The sequence below is a fragment of the Bifidobacterium aemilianum genome, from assembly GCF_003315635.1.
Classification (GTDB): Bacteria; Actinomycetota; Actinomycetes; order Actinomycetales; family Bifidobacteriaceae; genus Bifidobacterium; species Bifidobacterium aemilianum.
In genome coordinates, this window is the sequence record NZ_PDCG01000001.1 from 136,833 (window position 1) to 158,308 (window position 21,476).

Genomic DNA, 21,476 nt, shown 5'->3' on the forward strand with positions numbered 1-21,476 from the left:
CGATTATAGCCACGCCACAGTCCCACCGACTACTCGGAGGCATGAGGGAAAACATTGCCCCTGTCCTCAGCCCTCACCTGCGGCCGAGGCTGAGTCACTGCCCTTCTGGCCAAGGATCTCCCTGATTCTGTTCAATCTGGGAGCCAGCTCATGCTCGTAACCCCGGTCGTTGGGCTGGTAGTAGCGATGTCCGACCAGCTCATCGGGCATGTACTGCTGCTGGGCTACGGCGCCGGGGGCATCATGGGCATACTGGTAGCCCTCATGGTTGCCCCACTGTTTCATGAGCTTGGTCGGGGCATTGCGCAGGTGGAGGGGAACCTGACCTATGCGGCCGGCATCCACGTCCGCAAGGGCCTCGTTGATGGCCATATAGGAAGCATTGGACTTGGGGGCGGTGGCCACGGCGATGACAGCCTCGGACAGGATGATCCTTGCCTCCGGCATACCTACCATGGCGACGGCCTGCGCGGCGGCAACCGTGACCTGTAGGATCTGCGGGGCAGCCATGCCGACCTCCTCGGCGGCGGCAATCATGATGCGCCGGGCAATGAAGCGCGGATCCTCACCGGCCCTGAGCATCCGGGCCAGATAATGCAGGGAGGCATCCACATCGGAACCCCGCATGGATTTGATGAAGGCCGAGGCCACATCGTAATGGTCATCCCCATCCTTGTCGTAGCGGACGGTGGCCGCATCCATGACCGTGGAGACGACTTCGGGGGTGATGATGGGTTTGCGAGCGCCCTTCTTGCGCGCCTGGTCACCGGTGACGGCACCGGCCGCGGCCTCCAGAATGGTCAGGGACTTACGGCCATCGCCACCGGCCATGCGGATGATCTCATCCACGGCCGCATCCTCGATCCTGACCTCGCCCTTGAGCCCTTGGGATTCAGCCACGGCCCGCTCTATGAGGATCTTCAGGTCCTCGGGTTCCAGGGATTCGAGCTTGACCACGACGGAGCGGCTGAGCAGGGGCGAGATGACGGAGAAACTGGGATTCTCGGTGGTCGCCGCGATGAAGGTCACGTCACGGTTCTCGACGCTGGGCAGGAGTGCGTCCTGCTGGGATTTGGAGAAGCGGTGGACCTCGTCTATGAACAGGACGGTCTCCTTGTCCTGGGCGACCAGGCGTTCATGGGCCCGCTCCAGCACCGCCCGCACGTCCTTGACACCGGAGGTCACAGCCGACAGCTCCTCGAAGTAGCGGCCGGACTGCTGGGCGACGATATAGGCCAAGGTGGTCTTGCCAACGCCGGGAGGGCCAAAAAGAATGATGGATGAGGGCGCGGTGAGCGACCCTTTGGATGCCGGATTGGCCAGCCTGCGCAGGGGCGACCCCTCGACCAAGGCCTTGCCCTGACCCAGCACCTGGTCCAGGCTTCCCGGACGCATCCTCACCGCCAGAGGGCGGGTCATATCCTCCGGCACATCGCTGGCGCTGAACAAATCTTCGGTCATGCTATCAAGTATACCCCTCATATCGAACAAATGTTCGAACTCTTGTGGCCGGCTTAGTCCCCAACCCCGTCAGGCTCAGAACCGTTCTCACCCACCCGGTAGTCGAAGAAGACCACCTCACCGCTCTCTTGGGTGGCCTCCAGGTCCACACTGCCGCTGATGGCCCAGTCATGGTCACCCTCGGCGTCGTCCACAATCTGCCTCACCCTCCAGGCATGGTCCTTGGTCTCCGGGGATTCGTCCAGCATGAAGAGTTCGGTGCTGCGGGCCCTGGCATCAATGTTGACGTACTCGTGGGCCTCATAGAAGTCATCCAGGGCCTCTTCCCACTCCCTAGGCCCATAGCCCCAGTCCTTGTCGAGGGTACCGAGCTGGTCGGGCCTGTCCTGGTCCATGAGCTCGATCCGCCGAAACATGGCGTTGCGGACCAGGACCCGCATGCCCCGGCGGTCCTCGACCAGGGCCGGGGCCGCTGCCGGGGCGGCGGTCGACAGGGCGCTATCGGCGGGTTTGCCGGCATCCTCCCACTCATCCACCAGGCTGGAATCGACGGACCTAACCACCAGGCGCAGCCAGGAGATGATGTCCTCCAACTGCTCGTTGCGCATGTCCTCGGGAACGGTACGGGCTAGGGACCGGTAGGCGTCCGAGAGGTAACGCAGGAGCGTCCCCTCGGAACGTGCGATGCCATAGCGGGCGATGTAGCCGTTGAAGTCGCTGGCCGTCTCAACCATGTCCCTGAGCACGGATTTGGGCTTGAGCCAATAGTCGTTGGCCCAGGGCACGTCCTTGCGGTAGCGGTCGAAGGCCTCGGTCAGGAGCTCCTCCAGGGGCTTGGGGTAAGTGACCTCCTGGAGTCGCTCCATCCGATCCTCATACTCGACCCCCTCCTCCTTCATCTGGACCATGGCCGCGTCCCTGGCCTGGCGTTGCTGGGCCTTGAGGACCTGCTTGGGGTCATCCAGGGTGGCTTCGACCATGGAGATGAGGTCCATGGAGTAGTTGTCGGATTCGGGGTCCAAAAGCTCCAGGGCCGCCAGGAGAAACGGTGACAGAGGCTGGTCCAGGGCAAAGTCGTCGGGCATGTCGACGGCCAGGAAGTAGTCTTCTTGCCCATCCTGCCCCTCCTCGACCTCTATGAATGCCGAATCCAGCATGGTCTCGAATATCTCATCTGCCCGCTGGTGCAGCTCCTCCTTCTGGTCGGAGGTCTGGGAGGAGTCGTCAATGAGCCGGTCCACACGGGCCCTGGCATCGCCGCCCTGGGCCACTTCGTTGAGGATCATGGCATGGCTGATCTTCATGTGGGGTCTCAGGGTCTCCGGAGCGGCCCCGATCAGCTTCTCGAAGCTGTTCTTATTCCAGGACACGAAGCCCTCCGGTGCCTTCTTGCGCTTGATCTTCTTGAGTTTCTTGGGGTCGTCACCGGCCTTGGCGATGGCACGGGCGTTCTCGATCTCGTATTCGGGAGCCTGGGCGACCACCAAGCCCTCGGTGTCAAAGCCCATACGGCCCGCACGCCCCGCAATCTGGTGGAACTCTCGGGCCCGCAGCCGCCGCATCTTGCTACCGTCGAACTTGGTCAGGGCGGTCAGGACCACGGAGTGGATGGGCACATTGATGCCCACACCCAGGGTATCGGTGCCACAGATGACCGGTAGGAGGCCCTGCTGGGCCAGCTGCTCGACCAGCCGCCGGTATCTGGGCAGCATGCCGGCATGGTGGATGCCGACACCCGTGGAGAGGAGCCTGCGCAGTATCTTGCCGAAGGCAGTGGTGAAACGGCTGCCCCGCATGGCCTCAGTGATGGCCTTGCGCTGCTCCTTGCTGGACACACCAGTGGAGGCCAGGGCCTGGGCGGTCTCCAGGGCGGCGTCCTGGGAGAAGTGGACCACATAAATCGGCGTGTCACCCTTGCCGAAGAGGAGTTCAACCGTGCCCGCCAGCTGTTTGTCCGTGTACTCGTAGCTGAGCGGGACGGGCCTGGGAGCATTGTCGATGATGTCCACATCCGTGCCGGTCATATCCTCCAACTTGTCGGCTATGGCATCGACCGGGCCCAGGGTGGCGGACATGAGGAGGAACTGCGTCTGGGGCAGGGTTAGCAGAGGCACCTGCCAGGCCCAGCCACGTTCCGGGTCGCCGTAATAATGGAACTCGTCCATGGCCACGCAGCCCACGTCGGCCTGCCTGCCCTCACGCAGGGCCTGGTTGGCCAGGATCTCTGCGGTGCAGCAGATAATGGGGGCATCAGGGTTGATGCGGGAGTCACCGGTGATCATGCCGACCCGTTCACGCCCGAAGACCCCGACCAGGTCGAAGAACTTCTCCGAGACCAGGGCCTTGATCGGAGCCGTGTAGTAGGAGCGCCGGCCCGTGCACAAGGCCGCGAAATGCATGCCGAGGGCCACCAGGGACTTGCCTGAGCCCGTGGGCGTGTTGAGGATGACATGGTCTCCGGCCAGGAGGTCCATGATGGCCTCTTCCTGGTGGGGCCAGGGGTCGATGCCCTTGCTGTCACGCACCCAGCCGAAGAAACGGTCGAAGATCTCGTCCGCCTCGATGTTTCTCGCCTCGGAGCCCAGGTCCGGCACCAATTCACCCAATCCGTCAGTCATAGCCCCAGTCTAGCCGCCAGCGCCTACGGTCGACCCGCCCGGCCCATCCATAGCTCCCAACGCCAATGGGAAGACCGCCCTCGGCCGGATGGCTGGGGGCGGTCTTCATCTGTCATAGCGCGAATTGCGGAGACGGACCATCAGGCAAACTGCTGGCCTGCCCGCCTGGACCCAGACTTAGGACTCAGGCTGGGGACCATGGCCACGATGGTGCCGCTTACCTGGCTTGTTTGGCTTGGAGGCCTGGCCGTCACCACCCTTGCCCTCATGGCCACGACCACCGTCGAGGACCGGCTTGATGAAGTCGGGGAACTCCATGGCCTTGCGGTCGACCAGGGACTCGGGATGGGTCTCGTCATACCCCTGCATGTAGCGGGTACGGCGCCAATGCCTGATGGAGGCGTTGGAACCTTGGTGGTGGACGTGGTACTGACGGGGTCCGCCGCCGTAGTGGTTCTCGTCGAGCTCCTTGGCCACCGCTATCTGGTTGACGTTGGAGGCATCCATGATGGCCAGGGGTGCCACGGCCTCCACCTCGGTGGGAGCGGCCGTACGCTTCTGCATATGCTCAGGGAGCCAGCGGGCCAGCTGCGAGAGCAGCCAGCAGACGATGAAGTAGATCACCGCTGCGACCACCAGGGTCTGCAGGATGTTGAAGTACATGGACCCCAAACGCCTGGACTCCTGCAGGAGATCCGTATACATGATGATGGACCCCAGGGCCGTGTCCTTAAGGACCACCACCAGCTGGGTGACAGCTGCCGGCAGCATGGCGTACAAGGCCTGGGGCACCTCGATCTGCATAAGGGATTGGGTATGGGTCAAGCCCAGAGCCAGGGAGGCCTCACGCTGGCCGTTGGGGAGGTTGCCCACACCGGAGCGCACCAGCTCGGCGACTACGGAACCGTTGTAGAGAATCAGCCCGATGACCACAGCCCAGTATGCGGCCTGGCTGATGCCGGCGAAGGCGAACCACCGCCAGAAGAAGATCATCATGAGCAGCACGGGCACAGCCCTGCAGAACTCCACGATCAGACCGGATACGAAGCGCAGGACGACGCTGGGCAGCAGTCGCCCAATGCCGAACAGGAGACCGAAGACCAGGGAACCGATAACGGCCACCACGGAGGCCTTGATGGTCATCCACAGGCCAGGCAGGTAGAAGTCGGTCCAGGCCTCACCGTCAAGTGCCGGCTTCCAGAGCTCCCAGCTCAGCTGGTTCTCACCATCCGGCGGGTTGTGGAGTCTCATGAGGATGAGCACGATGAGCAGGACAAAGACCACGGCCGCAATCCAGTTGACCGTGCGGATGGTCTTGCGCCCCTTGGGACCAGGTTGGTCGAAGAGCAATGCGCTTTCGTTTGATGATGCCATCGAGGTCACCTCCTTACCGCGAGCTTGTTGGACAGATAGGTGGTCAGGGCGCCGATGGGCAGGACCAGGATCACATAGCCCATGGCGAAGATGAGGAAGATGGCCACAATGGAGTTGGCATGGAACTCGATCATCTCGCTCATGAGTGTGGAGCTCTCCGTGGTGACAGAGGCAGCCGCCGCCACGGTGGAGTTCTTCAAAAGGGCGATGAAGGTGTTGCCCAGAGGTGCCACCGAACCACGGAAGGCCTGGGGCAGGATGATCCCGCCAGCCGACTGAATGAAGCTCAGCCCCAAAGCCCTGGCCGCCTCGGCCTGGCCCAGAGGCACCGTATTGATGCCCGAACGCAGGGATTCACAGACGAAGGCCGCTGTGTAGAGGGACAGGCCCACCACCGCCAGCCAGAAGAAGTTGACGGCGAATTCGTCCGAGAAGCTCAGCTTGAGCTGGGCGAAGACACCCAAAACCATGAAGACCATGATGATGGTCAGCGGCATGTTCTGGAAGAACTCCACATAGCCCGCCGCCACGGTCCTGAGGGAGGACACAGGCGAGATGCGCATGATGACCAGAATGACACCCAGAATCAGAGAGAAGAGGGCGGCCCAGAGGGTCAGTTCTATGTTGACCAGGAAGGCCCCGGGAATGTTGTACTCGCTGAAGAGCTTGATGAACTCTGACATGTCACTCCCCTTCCTTGGGTGTAGGCGGATTGTAGCGTGGATCAGGAGAGAAATGACTGCCCTTGGTGTTGTCCTCCAAGGCACGCTGCCAGGAACCGTTGGTGATCATGTCGGTCAGGGCCGCGTTGATCTTCTTGGCCAGTTCCTTATCTCCCTTCTTGATGCCCACACCGTAGTATTCCTGGGTGAAGGGCTTGCCGATCAGGCGAAGCCTGCCCCGGGATGCGGAGGCGAGTCCGGCCAGCAGGACGTCATCCGTGGTCACCGCATCCACAATGCCGGAGAAGAGGGCTGTGGCGCACTCGGCGTATCCGGGCTGCTCCATGAGCTGGACCTCCGAGGCGAACCTCTGCTTGACGGTGACGGCCGAGGTGGACCCAGTCACCGAGCACAGGCGCTTGCCGTTGAGGTCATTGGGGCCAGTGATCGAATGGTCGTCCTTACGGACCATCAGGTCCTGGCCGGCCACCAGGTATGGCCCGGCGAAGGAGACGGCCTTCTTGCGCTCGTCCGTGATGGAGTATGAGGCCAGGATCATGTCCACGTCCCCATTCTGGAGCATGGCCTCACGCTGCTTGGATGGGGCCTCCTTCCAGACGATCTGATCCTCCTGGTAGCCCAGCTTCTTGGCCACGTAGGTCGCCACGTCAACATCAAAGCCGACATAGGTGCCGGCCTTCTTGAAGCCCAGACCCGGCTGGTCGAACTTGATGCCGATGCGAATCTTGCCCGCCTCCTTGTCCGACCCGCAGGCCGCCAGGGAGAATACACAGGCACAGGCGCATAGACCCGCCAGCAGGCTCCGCCAGATCCGGCCTATCCGCCTTCCTGGTGCTTGTTCATAGTGTTTCATAGATTTTCTTTCTTTCCCTACCGCATGCTTCCTATCTCATCCATGGTCAGCCCGCCCTGGGCCCGACCTCAGTGGGTGAGGATCTTGGAGAGGAAGTCATGGGCCCGCTGGGTCTTGGGATGCTCGAAGAACTCGTCGGGGGTGTTCTCCTCAAGAATGCGCCCATCGGCCATGAACACGATCTTGTCGGCCGCCTTGCGCGCGAATCCCATCTCGTGGGTCACGCAGATCATGGTCATGCCTTCCTGGGCCAGCTCAATCATGACATCGAGAACCTCGTTGACCATCTCGGGGTCCAGAGCCGACGTGGGCTCATCAAAGAGCATGATCTTGGGCTTCATGGCCAGAGCACGGGCAATGGCCACACGCTGCTGCTGGCCGCCGGACAGCTGGGAGGGCATCTTGGAGGCCTGTGATTCAACACCCACCCGCGTGAGCATGTCCATGGCCAGGTCCTCGGCATCCTTGCGATCCATATGCCGCACCTTGATGGGGGCCAAGGTCACGTTGTCCAGAATGGTCTTGTTAGCGAAGAGGTTGAAGGACTGGAAGACCATGCCCACCTCGGCCCGCAGGTTGGCCAGGTCCTTGCCCTCCTCGGGCAGGGGCTCGCCGTCGATGCGGATGACGCCGGAATCAATCGACTCCAGACGGTTGATGGTCCGGCACATGGTGGACTTGCCGGAGCCGGAGGGCCCTACGACCACCAGCACCTCGCCCTTGGTGACCTTGAGGTTGATGTCCTTGAGGACATGGAGCCTGCCGAAATGCTTCTCGACGTGGGACAGTTCAACCAGAGTGTGATTGGTGTCTATATTCGCACCTGCGCCGCTACGAGCCGTGGTCGGCGAGCTGGCGACAGTCGGATTGGATATGTTTTCGCTCATAGACGGCAGTATAACCGTGTCTTGTTACCAGGGTTTGACTTGTTCATCAGTTCCGAGGCTCGACGCCGTTACTCAAAGCATTTTAATGGTGAAGGTTCATGCTTACATGCATAGCCGCTATGCCCTGACAAGAGTAAGACGAGAGACTGCCGAGCTTTACGGATCCACGAAAACACCAATCGGATGTCAGTCGGTTACGGCTTTGTTACGAGTATAACCGGATATCGGTTTTTCCCGGCATATTGCAAGGAACCTCCGTCTGCTGCACTTGCATATGCACGACGAAGGCTCCTGAAGACCAATAAGTCAACCTTACTGGTTACTCGTCCTCGTCCGGGTCGTAGTCGACGCCGGTCTCGGCGCGCTGGGCGTCGGAGATGGGGGCCGGGGCTCCGGTCAGGGGGTCGCGGCCGCCGCCGGCCTTGGGGAAGGCGATGACATCGCGGATGGAGGAGGCACCGGCCAGAATCGACACGGCACGGTCCCAGCCGAAGGCGATGCCAGCGTGGGGTGGTGCGCCATACTTGAAGGCCTCCAGCAGGAAGCCAAACTTCTCCTGGGCCTCATCCTTGTCGATGCCGAGCACGTTGAGCACCCGGTCCTGAATGTCGTCACGGTGGATACGGACCGAACCGCCGCCCATCTCCTCGCCATTGCAAACAATGTCGTAGGAATCGCTCATGGCATGCTCCGGGTCCTGGTCGAAGCTGTCGATCCAGTCGGCAGAGGGCATGGTGAAGGGGTGGTGCATGGAGGTCCACTTGGAATGGCCGACCGCCACGTCATCGTCATCGGGGTCGTCGGTACGCTTGAAGAGCGGGAAGTCGACCACCCAGGTGAAGGCGAACTCATCGGGCTTGAGCAGTCCGGCACGGTCGGCGATCTCCACGCGGGCGGCACCCAGGAGCAGCTGGGAGGATTCACGGCCACCGGCAGCGAAGAAGACGGCATCGCCGTTCTGGGCTCCCACAGCCTCCTTGAGGCCGGCCCGCTCCTGCTCGGACAGGTTCTTGGCCACAGGACCCTTGAGCTCCCCATCCTGACCAAAGACCACGTAGGCCAGCCCCTTGGCGCCACGCTGCCTGGCCCATTCCTGCCAGGCGTCGAACTGCCTGCGTGGGGTGTCCGCACCACCCTCGAAGCGGACGGCACCCACATAGGGTGCCTGGAAGACCCGGAAGGGGGTGTCCTTGAAGTAGTCGGTCAGCTCCACTATGGGGTTGCCGAAGCGCAGGTCGGGCTTGTCGGAGCCATACTTATCCATGGCCTCCTGCCAGGAGATACGGGGCAGGGGCAGCCTGACCTCATGGCCCTGAGTCTTCCAGATGGCGGCGATGACCTTCTCGGCCATGGCCATGACATCCTCCTGGTCCACGTAGGCCATCTCCATGTCCAGCTGGGTGAACTCGGGCTGACGGTCGGCACGGAAGTCCTCGTCGCGGTAACAGCGGGCCAGCTGGTAGTAACGCTCCACGCCACCGACCATAAGGAGCTGCTTGAGGAGCTGGGGGGACTGGGGCAGGGCGTACCAGGAGCCGGGCACCAAGCGGGCCGGCACCACGAAGTCCCGGGCACCCTCAGGAGTCGACTTGATGAAGGTGGGGGTCTCCACCTCGGTGAAGTCCATCTCCTCCAAGGCATGGCGGGCGGCCTTGGTCATATCGGAACGAAGCTTGAGGTTGTACTGCATGGCCGGGCGCCGCAAGTCCAGGTAGCGGTACTTGAGCCGCACATCCTCACCGGGCAGCTTGTTCTCCGACTCATTCTCCAGGGCCGTGGAGACTTGGAAGGGCAGGGCATCCGCCTTGGCCAGGACCTTCAGGCCCTCAACGACCACCTCCACCTTGCCGGTGGTCAGGTGCTCATTCTCGTTGCCTTCGGGCCGCTCGCGAACCTCACCGGTCAGCTGGACCACGTACTCGCTACGCAGGGGGCGGGCGACCTCCTCGTCATAGATGACAACCTGGACCAGACCGGTCGAGTCACGCAGATCAATGAAAGCGACTCCGCCATGGTCCCTGCGGCGGTCCACCCAACCGGCCAGGGTGACCTTCTGTCCAACCAGCGCCTCACTGACCTCAGTGGCATGATGTGTTCTATAAGCCGTCTGGCCCATGCTTCCTCTATTCCTTGTTCTCTTCTTGCAAAAGCGCTTGATTACGCGGTTTTCGAGCCCTATACGCGAACCGTTTGACGGGCATACAGCCTATCGGGTTCCCAAGACTTGGCATCGGCCGGAGTCTGGTCCCCGCTGATGATGTTCTTGACCTGGTCACCCTCCTGGCCCACCTGTGGGGGGAACCAGACATATGGTATGCCCAACTTGTCGGCATATTTGATCTGCTTGCCAAGCTTCGCCGCCGTGGGGGCCACGTCGGCGGCGATGCCCCTTGCCCGCAAGGCATTGGCAATGGCATTGGAGGTGGCCCTGTCGGCCTCGTCCCAGACGGCCACCAGCACCGAGGCCGGTGAGACCCGGGAAGCCTGGGCACCAGCGGTGTGCAGTATGTAGGAGACCAGACGGGACAGGCCGATGGACAGACCCACACCCGGGTAGCGCTTGTTGCCCTGGCTGGCCAGGTTGTCGTACCTGCCACCGGAGCAGATGGAGCCCAGGCCCTCCGCCCCCTCCAGGAAGGTCTCATAGACGGACCCTGTGTAGTAATCCAGTCCACGGGCGATCTTCAGATCGGCGACGACCGAGCCTGGGCGTATCTGGGCGGCCTGGTCAACAATCATCGCCAGGGTGTCCAGTCCCTGCCGGGCCAACTGGTAGGCGTCGCTCTCCTGGCGGACGCCATGTTTGGCGCACAAGTCGTCGAAGCGCTCCAGGAGCTCGCCACCATCGGCGGCGGTCAGCTGGGCCAACTCCAGGCAGGCATGGGCCTGGGACTCATTGGCCCCGCAGTCCTTAACCAGGAGCTTGGCCACCTCGTCGGCCCCGATCTTGTCGAGCTTGTCGATCTCCCGCAGCACACCTTCGATGTCCTCAAGGCCCAACCCCCGGTAGAAGCCTTCGGATAGTTTGCGATTGTTGGCGTGGACCGTTGCCTTGGGCAGGCCCAGGTCCCGCAGCTCCTCAAGGCCCGCGACCATGACCAGGGGCAGTTCGACCTCATAGTGGTCAGGCAGGTCACCGTTGCCGATCACGTCGATGTCGGCCTGGACGAACTCGCGGAAGCGTCCCTCCTGGGGGCGCTCCCCCCTCCAGACCTTCTGCATCTGCCAACGCTTGAAGGGGAAGACCAGGTCGCCCGAATGCTCCACCACGTAACGGCTCAGGGGCACCGTCAGGTCGAAGTGGAGACCAAGACGGTCCTCAATTGGCGTGTCGGACTCATGACCCACCTCCTGGAGTCTGGAGAGCAGGTAGATCTCCTTGCTGGTCTCCCCTTTCTTGAGCAGACTCACCCCCTGCTCCACAGCGCGTGTCTCAATGCCGATGAAACCATTGAGCTCGAAAACCTTGCGCAGCTTGTCAATGACGGTCTGCTCGACCACCCTTTGCGAGGGTAGCCATTCAGGAAATCCTGATATTGATGCACCTTTAGCCATAATTCCCTATACTAAGAGATGTTGTGGAAAACATGACCTCCTTCGGTCACTTCCCCACGATGCTATTCACGAAGCTTAAGGAGCTGGCCATGGCCGACGAAACCGTCACCGAAACCGAGAACACCACCCAAACCCCCGCATCGGCAACGACGGCGGGGCAAGAATCCCAGGTAGCTCCTGCCCCCCAGCAAGCTCAGGAGACGACAGCGAAGGCCGAGCCTGCCGATAAGCCTGGTGAAGCCGCTGCCGAGTCGGACCACGCCCCCTCCCCGGCCGCCCTGGCCAAGAAGCCCGCCCAACACACCATCGCCGCTCCTGTGGTCAATTACTCCCAGGAGGACATCAAGGCCGCCGAGGCCTTCGGCCATGTGGACGATGAGGGCAAGGTATTCGTCAAGGAAGGCGAATCCGAACGCGAGGTCGGCCAGTTCCCCGGAGCCAGCAAGGAGGAGGCGCTGGACCTCTATGTCCGCCGCTTCCTGGACCTCAAGGCCAAGCTGGACCTCTTCGCCAGCCGTCTGAAGGCGGCGAACATCAAGCCCAAGGAGATCGATGAGTCAATCACCTCGCTCGCCGAAGAGACTGACAAGCCTGAGGTCGTGGGCAACATCGCAGCGCTGAGGGAGGAGTTTGAGTCCCTCAAGCAGCAGGGTGAGACCAAAAAGCAGGAGCTGGCCGAGGCGCGCAAGGCAGCCGTAGCCAAGGCTCTTGAGGAGCGTACCGCCATCGTCGAGCGGGCCGAGGCCATAGCCGACTCGCTCGATATGGAGCGGACCAACTGGAAGGACACCGCTGAAAAGTTCCGTGCCCTCTTCGAGGAGTGGCAGCAGCACCAGAAAACCACGGTGCGGCTGAACAAGACCGATGCCGACCAACTCTGGAAGCGCTTCTCCTCGGCTCGCACGCGCTTCAACCAGGAACGCCGCAAGTGGGCCCAGAACCGCGATAGCGAACGCAGCAACGTCAAGCAGCTCAAGGAAGCGATCATCAAGGAGGCCGAGGAGATTAAGGACTCGACCGACTGGGGCGAGACTTCCCGTAAATTCCGTGATCTCATGGACCGCTGGCGCCAGGCGGGTCGGGCCGGACGCAAGGAAGACGATGAGCTGTGGACCCGGTTCCGAGCCTCCGCCGATGTCTTCTTCGATGCCCGCCAGGCCGACCGCGACAAGATGAACTCAGCGGAGAAGGAGAACCTGGCCAAGAAGGAGGAGCTCCTCACGCAGGCCCAGGCCCTCCTGCCGGTTGCCGATGAGGAGGCCGCCAAGAAGGCCCGCCAGGCCCTTTCCGACATCCAGGACCAGTGGGATCAGATCGGGTATGTGCCCCGGGATGATGTCCACCGCATCGAAAGCGCCCTGGACTCCGTCGACCAGCAGATCAAGGCCGTCGAGGATTCAGCCTGGAAGCAGACCGACCCTGAGGCGGACGCCCGTAAGTCCAGCTTCGAGCTCCAACTCCAGGCTCAACTGGAGGAACTCGACCAGCAGATCGCCGCTGAGACCGACCCCAAGAAGAAGGCCAGTCTGGAGGCCGAAAAGGCAACAAAGGAACAGTGGATGAACGCCGTGAAGTAATTCACCCACTAACGCCAAAGGCCGTGTGTCCGCCCCCTGCCGGGTTGGGCACACGGCCTTCTTCTATGCATGTTTGCTGGGACAATCAACACAATCAAACAAGCGGTTACTCCTCCTCAGGTGCTCCTTTCCTCGAGCCATGAGTGCATACCACTAGATACCGAAAACCCAGACCAAGACATAGCCTCACAGCGACTCAGATTGACCGGAACCGACAGGGCGGCATGCAGACAGGCAATTGGACGGAATGACCAAGTGGCTCTGACAGACAGGTGTCTGTCAGAGCCACTTGGTCATTCGGCTCAGGGCCGAGATGCGGGATCACTCTCCCAGCGGAGCACTGCCCTGGTCCGGTTGACTGCCAGCCCCATCCGCGGGTTCAGCAGAGGCAGCTGGTGCTGCGGCTTCGGTAGGAGCATCAGCGCAGACCGATGCTCCTACCAATTCGCCTTCAGGCTCAGCTGTCACTGACTCCTGGAACTTCTCCCCCTTGAAGGTGAACTCACCCAAAATGCCTTCGCCTTCGGCATCGACAATGACCTTCTCGTTGTCCTCCAGCTTGCCCATGAGGATCTGCTCGGAGATGGCGTCCTCGATGTCCCTTTGAATGACCCGACGCAGGGGCCTTGCACCCAGGAGCGGGTCGAAGCCCTTCTGGGCCAGGAGGTCCTTGGCCTTGTCGGTCAGATCCAGCTCCATATGCCGCTCGAAGAGACGATCATTGAGCTGCGTGACATCCAAGTCGACAATCTGGCGGACCTGGGACTCGGTCAGCTGCTTGAAGACGATGATGTCGTCCAGGCGGTTGAGGAACTCAGGACGGAACTGCTGCTTGAGCTCGGAGGTGACCTGGTCCTTCATCCTCTGATAGGAGGAGTCGGTGTTGGAACTCAGGTTGAAGCCGGTGTTGGCGGCCTTGGCGATGTCCCTTGTACCCAGGTTGGTAGTCAGGATGATGATGGTGTTCTTGAAGTCCACCTTGCGTCCCTGGCCATCGGTGAGATGACCATCGTCCAACACCTGCAGCAGGGTGTTGAAGATGTCGGGATGGGCTTTCTCTATCTCGTCGAAGAGGACCACGGAGAAGGGCTTGCGACGGACCTTCTCGGTGAGCTCACCACCCTCCTCGTAGCCCACGTAGCCCGGAGGGGCACCGAAGAGCCTGGAGGCCGCATACTTCTCCGAGAACTCGGACATATCCACGCGGATCAGGGCGTCATCATCGTCGAAGAGGAACTGGGCCAGGGCCTTGGCCAGCTCGGTCTTGCCGACGCCGGTGGGGCCGGCGAAGATGAAGGAACCTGCAGGGCGCTTGGGGTCCTTGAGACCCACGCGGGTGCGGCGAATCGAACGGGACAGGGCGGAAACCGCCTCGTCCTGGCCGATGATCCGCTTGTGCAGCTCGCCCTCCATGCCCAGCAGCTTCTTGGACTCGGCCTGAGTGAGTTTGAAGACGGGGATGCCGGTGGAGGAGGAGATGACCTCTGCGATCACGTCCTCGTCAACAACCATCTTGACATCGGACTCCCCCTGACGCCAGGACTCCTCCTTCTCCTTGCGCTCACTCTCCAGCTTCTCCTGGCGGTCACGAAGTTCTGCGGCCTTCTCGAAGTCCTGGTCCTTGATGGCCTGGTCCTTCTCTTCGGCGACCTTGGCCACCTTGGTGTCAATCTCCTTGAGTTCAGGCGGTGCGGTCAGGCGCTTGATGCGCAGACGGGCCCCAGCCTCATCAATCAGGTCGATCGCCTTGTCAGGAAGGTTCCTGTCCTGGATATAACGGGAGGACAGCTCGGTGGCTGATTGGAGGGCGGCATCCGTGATGGTCACATGATGGTGGTTCTCATAGCGGGGACGAAGACCCTTGAGAATCTCAATGGTCTCGGCGACGGTGGGCTCGTGGACCTGGATGGGCTGGAAGCGCCGTTCCAGGGCGGCGTCCTTCTCAATGTACTTGCGGTATTCCTCAGTGGTGGTGGCACCAATGGTCTGGAGCTCGCCACGGGCCAGCATGGGCTTGAGCATGTCTGAGGCACCCAGGGCGCCATCAGCTGAACCGGCACCCACGATGGTGTGAATCTCATCAATGAAGAGCACGATATCGCCGCGGGTCTTGATTTCCTTGAGGACCTTCTTCAGTCGCTCCTCAAAATCACCCCGGTAGCGGGAACCAGCCACCATGGAGCCCAGATCCAGGGAGTAGACCTGCTTGTCCTTGAGTGTCTCCGGCACGTCACCTGCGTGAATCTTCTGGGCCAGGCCCTCGACCACGGCGGTCTTGCCGACTCCGGGCTCACCAATCAGCACCGGATTGTTCTTGGTGCGACGGGAGAGGACGACCATGACCCGCTCGATCTCCTGGCTACGGCCGATCACCGGGTCAAGCTTACCATCAGCTGCTTCGGCGGTCAGATTGCGGCCGAACTGGTCAAGGATGGCTGAGCCGGTCTGGCTGCGCTTGTCCTGGACACCGCCGGCATTGGCTAGATCACCCTTGGCGTCTCCCTCGTCCGTTCCGGAATTGCCGCGGATCAAATCAATGGTGGTGGACCTCAGCTCACCCAGGTCCACATCCATCTTGATGAGCACCTGAGTGCCCACTCCCTCACCCTCGCGGATCAGACCCAGCAGGATGTGCTCGGTGCCAATGTAGCTGTGGCCCAGTTGCAGGGCCTCGCGCAGGCTGAGTTCCAACACCTGCTTGGCATGCGGGGTGAAGGGGATGTGTCCATTGGGCGCCGCATTGCCCTTGCCGATCATCTCCTCAACCTGCTTACGGGTCTCATCGAGGGTAACGCCCTTGGCGGCGAGCGCCTTGGCGGCCACTCCCTCACCTTCACGAATCAGACCCAGCAGCAGATGTTCGGTGCCGATGTAATTGTGCTGCAGGCTTCGTGCCTCTTCCTGAGCCAATACAATCACGCGCCGGGCACGGTCGGTAAACCGTTCGAACATGCTTGTCCTTCCAATCTTTGTTGTCTGTGCAACACTCTACCGATGCTCAGTGACGATTATTTCCCCTGCAAAAGGAATTGCGCTAAGAACGCAAAGGCCAAGTGCCGGGCCAAAAGTGCCCGATGGCTTCCCACTGGCTGCCCTGGCGGCCACAGCTCCGGCCGATCAATCGATCGACTGAGCCGGACGTTCGGATTCAGACTGCCTTGCAGATGCGGATTCAGACTCCTGCCCCACCTGGATGCCATGCTCCGTGGCTTCACCCGCCTCATCGACCATATCTGACTCGGTGTCGTCAAGTTCCTCGATCAGTTCGAGCTGACTGTGCTCATCTCGGGGTGCGCCCTCCACAATGTCGATATGCATGTCGTCATATGCCGGATCGGATTGAATCCAGAGGTGGCTGGTCTCCGGTGGTTCGATCTCCGAATGTTCGCCGCAGCCGTGGTCCAAGGAGACGACCCTGCCGTCATCCGGACTCCACTTGTTGGCGCATACTCCGAACAGCTGCCCCAGTTCGCCCACCAGGGGCACCATGAAGCCGCAGCTGTCGCAATGCTTGTGGCCGGCGGTCTTGGTCGAGAGGGACTTGGGCCCCCTCTGGCCCTCATACCAACGCTTGGCTGTCTGCTGCCGGCCCAGGGGGCTGAGCACATGACGGCGGGAGAGTTCAAAGTCGCGGACGGCATTGAGCAGGTCCTCCTGGTTATCGGCTGCCTCCACGGCTTCAGCGGCGTCCGAGGAATCCCTAGGGCCCTTGTGCCCGTCGGGGCTGGCGCCTCGCTCGGCACTGCCTGTGGCTTGCCCAGTCTCCCCCGTGTCCTCAGTATCCTTGGTGGGAGCCTGCTTGCCCTTGGGCTTGACCAGGCGGAAGCCCTCCTCCAGCCGTGGGTCGTCAGGGTCGGTGCCGATGGAATCAGTGACCGACAGGTCGGAGGCCAGAAGACGGTCCTTCCAGGGGACCCAGGCTGGGGGCCTCAGGGCCTTGTCACTGGGAATCAACGAGGTTTCGTCAACGGTCCAGCGGTCGGCCTGACTGTCATGGAAGAGCGTGACCGACCACTGCCAGCCCTCATAGCCACGAATCAGGCATTCAAAACGGAAGTCGGTCACCTGGCCCTCAAGCACCACGGCCTGGGCAAAGTCACCGACCTGCTCCGGCAGATCGGCCACTGCCCTGGCCACCGTACGAGCCAGGTCCTGGGGGTCCACAGGCCCCTCCTCGAGCGCTGCGTAGGCCTGCCCCTCCTGTGAGGGGTCGTCGCCTCCTTGGCCAACCACTAGCGGCTGAGCCCCCTTCTTGTCTGCCTGCGACTCATACTCTGCCACCTCGGGTTCGGGCCTTGTGTTGGGCTTGTCCTCTTGCTTGTCGTCACGCACTGTCTTACTGGTCCTACCTGTCATCAGTCCTGCACATCGAAATCGTCGGCCACTGCACGAAGCAGGGTGGCCAGCTTCTTGCTTTCAGCGTCGGCCGGGTACCGGTGGCGGCGCAGGGAGTTGCCAGCGGAGTCCAGAAGCTTGATCAGGTCCTCGACGATGGCCACCATATCATCGGCCTTGGGGCGGGTGGCCCTGACCAGGGATGGGGCCGGCGCCTCTACCGTCAGGTCGATGGCCTGGGGACCCTTGCGGCCGTCCAGGACGGAGAATTCGACCTTGGCTCCCTTACGCAGATGCTCAACGCCCTCGGGTAGGACCGCCGCAGGAAGGAACACATCCATACCATCGTCGCTGGTGATGAATCCGTAGCCCTTCTTGGCGTCGAACCACCGCACTCTCCCGCTTGGCATAGTCTTCCTCGCTTCATTACACGATTACATGCACATTTCCGCCGCCAAGCAGGCGACGACTCTTTCCATACTGCCAGCTTAGCGCATAGCGGGACCACCGGTCGATTCTCGCTGGCAGTGCAACAGAACGCAGACGCAAGGCGATGACCCTGTGGCGGACCCGGCCCTAGGCCTTGGCCTGTGCCGACTGCTGTGAGGCGCGTTCGCTCTGCACCGCTGTGGAATCGGCCAACAGATGCTTGCTCTTGAAGTCAAGCAGGTTGATGAGGAAGGCCGCGATCAGCAGGACCAGACCCAGAACGAAAATCCAATGGAGGCCATCGTAGACGATGCCACGGGCAGGTTCCAGAAAGCGCTCAGGCAGGCTGCCGGCCGTATCTGGATTGACCATCTTGTTCATCATGTCCATGGTCAGGCCGGGATGGCTGCCGATCTGCCGGGCTGTGACCAGATTCATAACGATCCCGAAGACGGAGATCATCATGGTCTGCCCCAAGCTGCGGGCCAGGGTGTTGAAGGAGGTGGCCGTGCCCACATTCTCGGCGGACACCACACTCTGGGAGGTCACGGTGCCGATGGTGATTGCCAGACCGAAACCGAAGCCATAGAAACACGAGATGATCAGGAAAGCCCAGAAGGGGGTGGTAATGGGCAGGAGCACATAGCTTCCGCAAGCTCCTATCAGGAAGACCAGCGCCAGGGCCATGATCCGATGCGGTGGGTTGGTGATGAGGAAGCGACCGGCCAGGTAGGCACCCAGGAGCCAGACCAGGGAGCTGGGGGTCAGGGCGAAGCCACCCATGGAGGGTTTGAGGCCCAAGACGCTCTGCATCCAGATGGGCAGGTAGGTTTCGAAGCCCATCAGGAAGCCGGAGACCAGCAGAATCACCGTGTTCTCCACTATGAAGGTGCGGTTGGTGAAGAGCTTGAGGGGCAGGATCGGGTCCACCTCCTGGCGTTCGACGATGACGAGCGCCACTATCAAGGCCAGGGATGCCAGCAAGGGCATAAGGCCCCAGGGGACCCAATGGGGACTGTTGAGGTTCTGCAGGCCCAGCATGAGGGTGACCAGGGCCAGTACCAGCAGCACGATGCCCCGGTAGTCGATGGGGGTCTTACGGGGATGGGTCTGTTCCTGCAGGCAGCACTGGATCACGATGACCACCAGCAGCCCGATGGGGATGTTGATGGCAAAGACCCAGTGCCAGCTGAGCTGTTCTACGATGAACCCACCCAGAAGGGGCGCTATGACGGAGGCGATGCCCCAGGAGGACCCGTTCAGGCCGATCATCTGGGCCCGCTTCTCGACCGGGTAGATGTCAGCCAGGATACTGAAGGTCAAGGGCTGGATGGCTCCAGCGCCAAGCCCCTGGACCACCCGGGACAGGATCAGCTGGATCATGGATTGGGATATGCCGCACAGGAGCGAGCCGACCACGAAGACCAAAAGGCCGATGTTCATGAGCCTCTTGCGCCCGTAACGGTCCGAGAGCTTGCCGTAGACCGGGGTGGCCACGGCGCACATGAGCATGTAGATGGAGAAGACCCAGTTCATCAGACTGAGACCCTTGAGGTCGGAGACAATGGTGGGCATGGCCGTCGAGACTATGGTCCCCTCGACAGCGGTCATGAAAGTGGCCAGGAATACCGCAACGGTAACCGGCCCTACTTTGGTGGTTGGCGCAACTTTCCGCTCGCTCACTATGGTCCTCAGCCTTTCATACGGCAACTTGATCCTCTTGTGTCAAGCCAACACGCAGAGCATATTCGCTGGCGGTCGCTCCGGCAACCTTCCGCCCATCGGGCAGCAAGAGCCTTACAGCATGATAGGGAGACGTAACGACCAGGCGGGGGCTGGCCCGTGTAACCGGCCTGCACTGCCCCAAAGTCCATTACCGCGGCCGTTTCTGCCGGGTGTCCTCCAGCTGGGTCGTGGCCGCCTAGTTGCCCTGGCCTTGAGCCCGGACTGATCTGGCGGCCTTGACCTTGCCACCAGCCGGTAGTGATGGGCCTTGGCCCGGCCTGGCCACGATGGGCTCCACCGGCAGGACGACGGTCAAGGTGAGCCCTCCCCCATCAGTACTGGTGGCGACGATGAAGCCATGATGGGCCTTGGCCACGGATTGGGCGATGGACATACCCAGACCGGTGCCCCCCTTGCGCCTGGCCCGCGAGGAATCGGCTGTGTAGAAACGCTCAAAGATCTGAGTCTGCTTGCCCTCCGGGACTCCCGGCCCATGGTCGATGAAGCGGATGACGGCGTAGTTCATGCCCACCTGCATGGACTGCCCGACCTCCAAGGCCTCAAGGAAGGTGGTCAGGGAGGCGTTCGTGGCAGGCAGACGGGAGAGGGAATCGGGGCCGATTGAAGCGGCCAGGAGGGACATCCCGATCTCGACAGGCGAATCGGGCGGGGTGTAACGGTGAATGTTGCCGATGATGTTGGTCATGACCTGCCGAATCCGCGAGCCGTCACCGCTCAGAGAGATCTGTGGTACCTGGCCGGGCAGGAAGGCCAGTCCCAAAGTGCCATCAGCCCCGTGCCGAAGCTGGAGGGAGCCCTCTTCCACCTGGCGCTCCGGGTCCAGGGCATGGAGGTCGTCGGCCGCGTCACGCAACAGCCTGGTCAGGGGCACCTGTTGGCTCATGTCGATGCCCCGCCCCTCGTCCAAACGGGCCAGGGACAGGAGGTCCTCCACCAGCAGGGTCATGCGGGAGCTGGAGGACTTGATGTGTTCTATGGACTCATCAGCCCGTTCCAAGGCCCCAGGTAGCTCCCTTTGCATGGCGTAAAGCTCGGTGTAGCCATGAATGGTGGCCAGGGGTGTACGCAGCTCATGGCTGGCATCGGAGACGAATTGCTTCATCTTCTCCGTGGTGGCCTCCTGCTCCTTGAAGCTGCTCTCGATCCGGGCCAACATGGAGTTGAGCGAGGCGGCCAGGGAACCGACCTCCGTGTTCTCGGGGGCGGGAGGCACACGCTGGCTCAGGTCGCCGTTGGCTATCTTGGCTGCCGTCTTCTCAATGCGTTTCAGGGGGCTCAGGGTCCCTTGAATGAGCACGAGGGCCGCGAATCCCCCAATGATGACGATCAGCAGGCTCACGATGATGCAGTAGCGGGTCAAGGTATTGACGGTGTCTATCTGGTCGCTGAGCGATAGACCGATATACACGGTGCCGCTGGGTCTGTTGTTGCGGTCGGCCAAGGGTCTGGCCAGGACCCGCCATTGGGCGCTGGCAGCCTGCAGGGTGGCCTTGTCGGCCATGGGTGTGGCGGTGACCCGGGCCGAGGTGGTGAAGGGTTCGTTGGGGGTGATGCCCCCATCCTGGCCCGAGGGGGGAAGCTTGGGCTGGGAGGTGACGCCATAGCGCAGGACCGGCACCAGGGCGTTGGTCACGATCATGTCGTCGGTGTCACGGATCTGCAGGAAGTAATCGGTGGGACCGGCTGTGGCCTGTTTGGTGTCGCGTTCCTTGAGCAGGTCCACATTGCGGTAGACCAACTCGGCCTGTTGGGACAGCTGGGTGTCGGTCTTCTCCAGCAGATAGTTGCTGACGAACTGACGGATGGACAGCGATATGACGCTGGCTCCGAGGATCAGCAGGACCACGGTGCAGGCCACCAGCTTTGAGGATAGGGAGAAGTGCTCCAAACGCCTGCCGACCGCCCTGAAAATGCGGTTGCCCGCCCGATGATGTTTACGGGCGGGCATGTCGGGCTGC

14 protein-coding genes are annotated in these 21,476 nt (G+C 61.8%); 1 reads left to right on the plus strand and 13 read right to left on the minus strand.

The window, feature by feature from the left end:
• Window positions 1-66 precede the first annotated feature (66 nt).
• From CRD60_RS00540 to hisS, 8 genes are all read right to left on the minus strand, one after another.
• Window positions 67-1,461 (minus strand): replication-associated recombination protein A, encoded by a 1,395-nt coding sequence (locus CRD60_RS00540; protein ID WP_113859634.1) that lies wholly within the window; start codon window positions 1,459-1,461, stop codon window positions 67-69.
• Window positions 1,462-1,514: 53 nt separating this feature from the next.
• Entirely contained in the window at window positions 1,515-4,079 is a 2,565-nt protein-coding gene (locus CRD60_RS00545) for a DEAD/DEAH box helicase (protein ID WP_113859373.1), read from the minus strand.
• 177 nt (window positions 4,080-4,256) lie between these two features.
• The gene (locus CRD60_RS00550; protein WP_113859374.1) at window positions 4,257-5,453 is read right to left on the minus strand and encodes an amino acid ABC transporter permease; all 1,197 of its coding nucleotides are present in this window, start codon (window positions 5,451-5,453) and stop codon (window positions 4,257-4,259) included.
• A 5-nt stretch (window positions 5,454-5,458) separates the two neighbouring features.
• On the minus strand, window positions 5,459-6,136 hold the full coding sequence (locus CRD60_RS00555; RefSeq protein WP_113859375.1) for an amino acid ABC transporter permease: 678 nt from the start codon (window positions 6,134-6,136) through the stop codon (window positions 5,459-5,461).
• A 1-nt stretch (window position 6,137) separates the two neighbouring features.
• Entirely contained in the window at window positions 6,138-6,989 is an 852-nt protein-coding gene (locus tag CRD60_RS00560; protein ID WP_113859376.1) for a glutamate ABC transporter substrate-binding protein, read from the minus strand.
• A 68-nt stretch (window positions 6,990-7,057) separates the two neighbouring features.
• Entirely contained in the window at window positions 7,058-7,876 is an 819-nt protein-coding gene (locus CRD60_RS00565; RefSeq protein ID WP_113859377.1) for an amino acid ABC transporter ATP-binding protein, read from the minus strand.
• A gap of 319 nt (window positions 7,877-8,195) precedes the next feature.
• A complete protein-coding gene (aspS, locus tag CRD60_RS00570; protein ID WP_113859378.1) occupies window positions 8,196-9,992 on the minus strand; it encodes an aspartate--tRNA ligase in 1,797 nt (598 codons plus the stop codon).
• A 59-nt stretch (window positions 9,993-10,051) separates the two neighbouring features.
• Window positions 10,052-11,431 (minus strand): histidine--tRNA ligase, encoded by a 1,380-nt coding sequence (gene hisS, locus CRD60_RS00575; RefSeq protein WP_113859379.1) that lies wholly within the window; start codon window positions 11,429-11,431, stop codon window positions 10,052-10,054.
• Between the two features lie 89 nt (window positions 11,432-11,520).
• Between hisS and CRD60_RS00580 the strand changes: the two genes are divergently transcribed.
• Complete coding sequence (locus CRD60_RS00580; RefSeq protein WP_113859635.1) at window positions 11,521-13,008, plus strand: DUF349 domain-containing protein; 1,488 nt, start codon at window positions 11,521-11,523, stop codon at window positions 13,006-13,008.
• 321 nt (window positions 13,009-13,329) lie between these two features.
• On the opposite strand, the gene CRD60_RS00585 is transcribed toward CRD60_RS00580, so the two are convergent.
• The 5 genes from CRD60_RS00585 to CRD60_RS00605 all read right to left on the minus strand — a co-directional run bounded on the left by CRD60_RS00585 (window position 13,330) and on the right by CRD60_RS00605 (window position 21,466).
• Window positions 13,330-15,960, minus strand: coding sequence for an ATP-dependent Clp protease ATP-binding subunit (locus tag CRD60_RS00585; protein ID WP_113859380.1), 2,631 nt, complete (start codon window positions 15,958-15,960; stop codon window positions 13,330-13,332).
• Between the two features lie 165 nt (window positions 15,961-16,125).
• Window positions 16,126-17,364, minus strand: coding sequence for a DUF3027 domain-containing protein (locus CRD60_RS00590; protein WP_113859381.1), 1,239 nt, complete (start codon window positions 17,362-17,364; stop codon window positions 16,126-16,128).
• Entirely contained in the window at window positions 17,364-17,753 is a 390-nt protein-coding gene (locus CRD60_RS00595) for a cold-shock protein (RefSeq protein WP_113859382.1), read from the minus strand. The genes CRD60_RS00590 and CRD60_RS00595 overlap by 1 nt, the downstream gene beginning before the upstream one ends.
• Window positions 17,754-17,919: 166 nt before the next feature.
• On the minus strand, window positions 17,920-19,455 hold the full coding sequence (locus tag CRD60_RS00600; RefSeq protein WP_236630749.1) for an MDR family MFS transporter: 1,536 nt from the start codon (window positions 19,453-19,455) through the stop codon (window positions 17,920-17,922).
• A 238-nt stretch (window positions 19,456-19,693) separates the two neighbouring features.
• Window positions 19,694-21,466, minus strand: a complete 1,773-nt coding sequence (locus CRD60_RS00605; protein WP_113859636.1) for a sensor histidine kinase — start codon at window positions 21,464-21,466, stop codon at window positions 19,694-19,696.
• Window positions 21,467-21,476: the final 10 nt, after the last annotated feature.

Bases quoted from the DNA above. Each gene is read 5' to 3' on its own strand.
- CRD60_RS00550 (WP_113859374.1), bottom strand. From the start codon at position 5,453: ATGGCATCATCAAACGAAAGCGCATTGCTCTTCGACCAACCTGGTCCC.
- CRD60_RS00545 (WP_113859373.1), bottom strand. From the start codon at position 4,079: ATGACTGACGGATTGGGTGAATTGGTGCCGGACCTGGGCTCCGAGGCG.
- CRD60_RS00605 (WP_113859636.1), bottom strand. From the start codon at position 21,466: ATGCCCGCCCGTAAACATCATCGGGCGGGCAACCGCATTTTCAGGGCG.
- CRD60_RS00590 (WP_113859381.1), bottom strand. From the start codon at position 17,364: ATGACAGGTAGGACCAGTAAGACAGTGCGTGACGACAAGCAAGAGGAC.
- CRD60_RS00595 (WP_113859382.1), bottom strand. From the start codon at position 17,753: ATGCCAAGCGGGAGAGTGCGGTGGTTCGACGCCAAGAAGGGCTACGGA.
- CRD60_RS00585 (WP_113859380.1), bottom strand. From the start codon at position 15,960: ATGTTCGAACGGTTTACCGACCGTGCCCGGCGCGTGATTGTATTGGCT.
- CRD60_RS00555 (WP_113859375.1), bottom strand. From the start codon at position 6,136: ATGTCAGAGTTCATCAAGCTCTTCAGCGAGTACAACATTCCCGGGGCC.
- aspS (WP_113859378.1), bottom strand. From the start codon at position 9,992: ATGGGCCAGACGGCTTATAGAACACATCATGCCACTGAGGTCAGTGAG.
- CRD60_RS00540 (WP_113859634.1), bottom strand. From the start codon at position 1,461: ATGACCGAAGATTTGTTCAGCGCCAGCGATGTGCCGGAGGATATGACC.
- hisS (WP_113859379.1), bottom strand. From the start codon at position 11,431: ATGGCTAAAGGTGCATCAATATCAGGATTTCCTGAATGGCTACCCTCG.
- CRD60_RS00565 (WP_113859377.1), bottom strand. From the start codon at position 7,876: ATGAGCGAAAACATATCCAATCCGACTGTCGCCAGCTCGCCGACCACG.
- CRD60_RS00560 (WP_113859376.1), bottom strand. From the start codon at position 6,989: ATGAAACACTATGAACAAGCACCAGGAAGGCGGATAGGCCGGATCTGG.
- CRD60_RS00580 (WP_113859635.1), top strand. From the start codon at position 11,521: ATGGCCGACGAAACCGTCACCGAAACCGAGAACACCACCCAAACCCCC.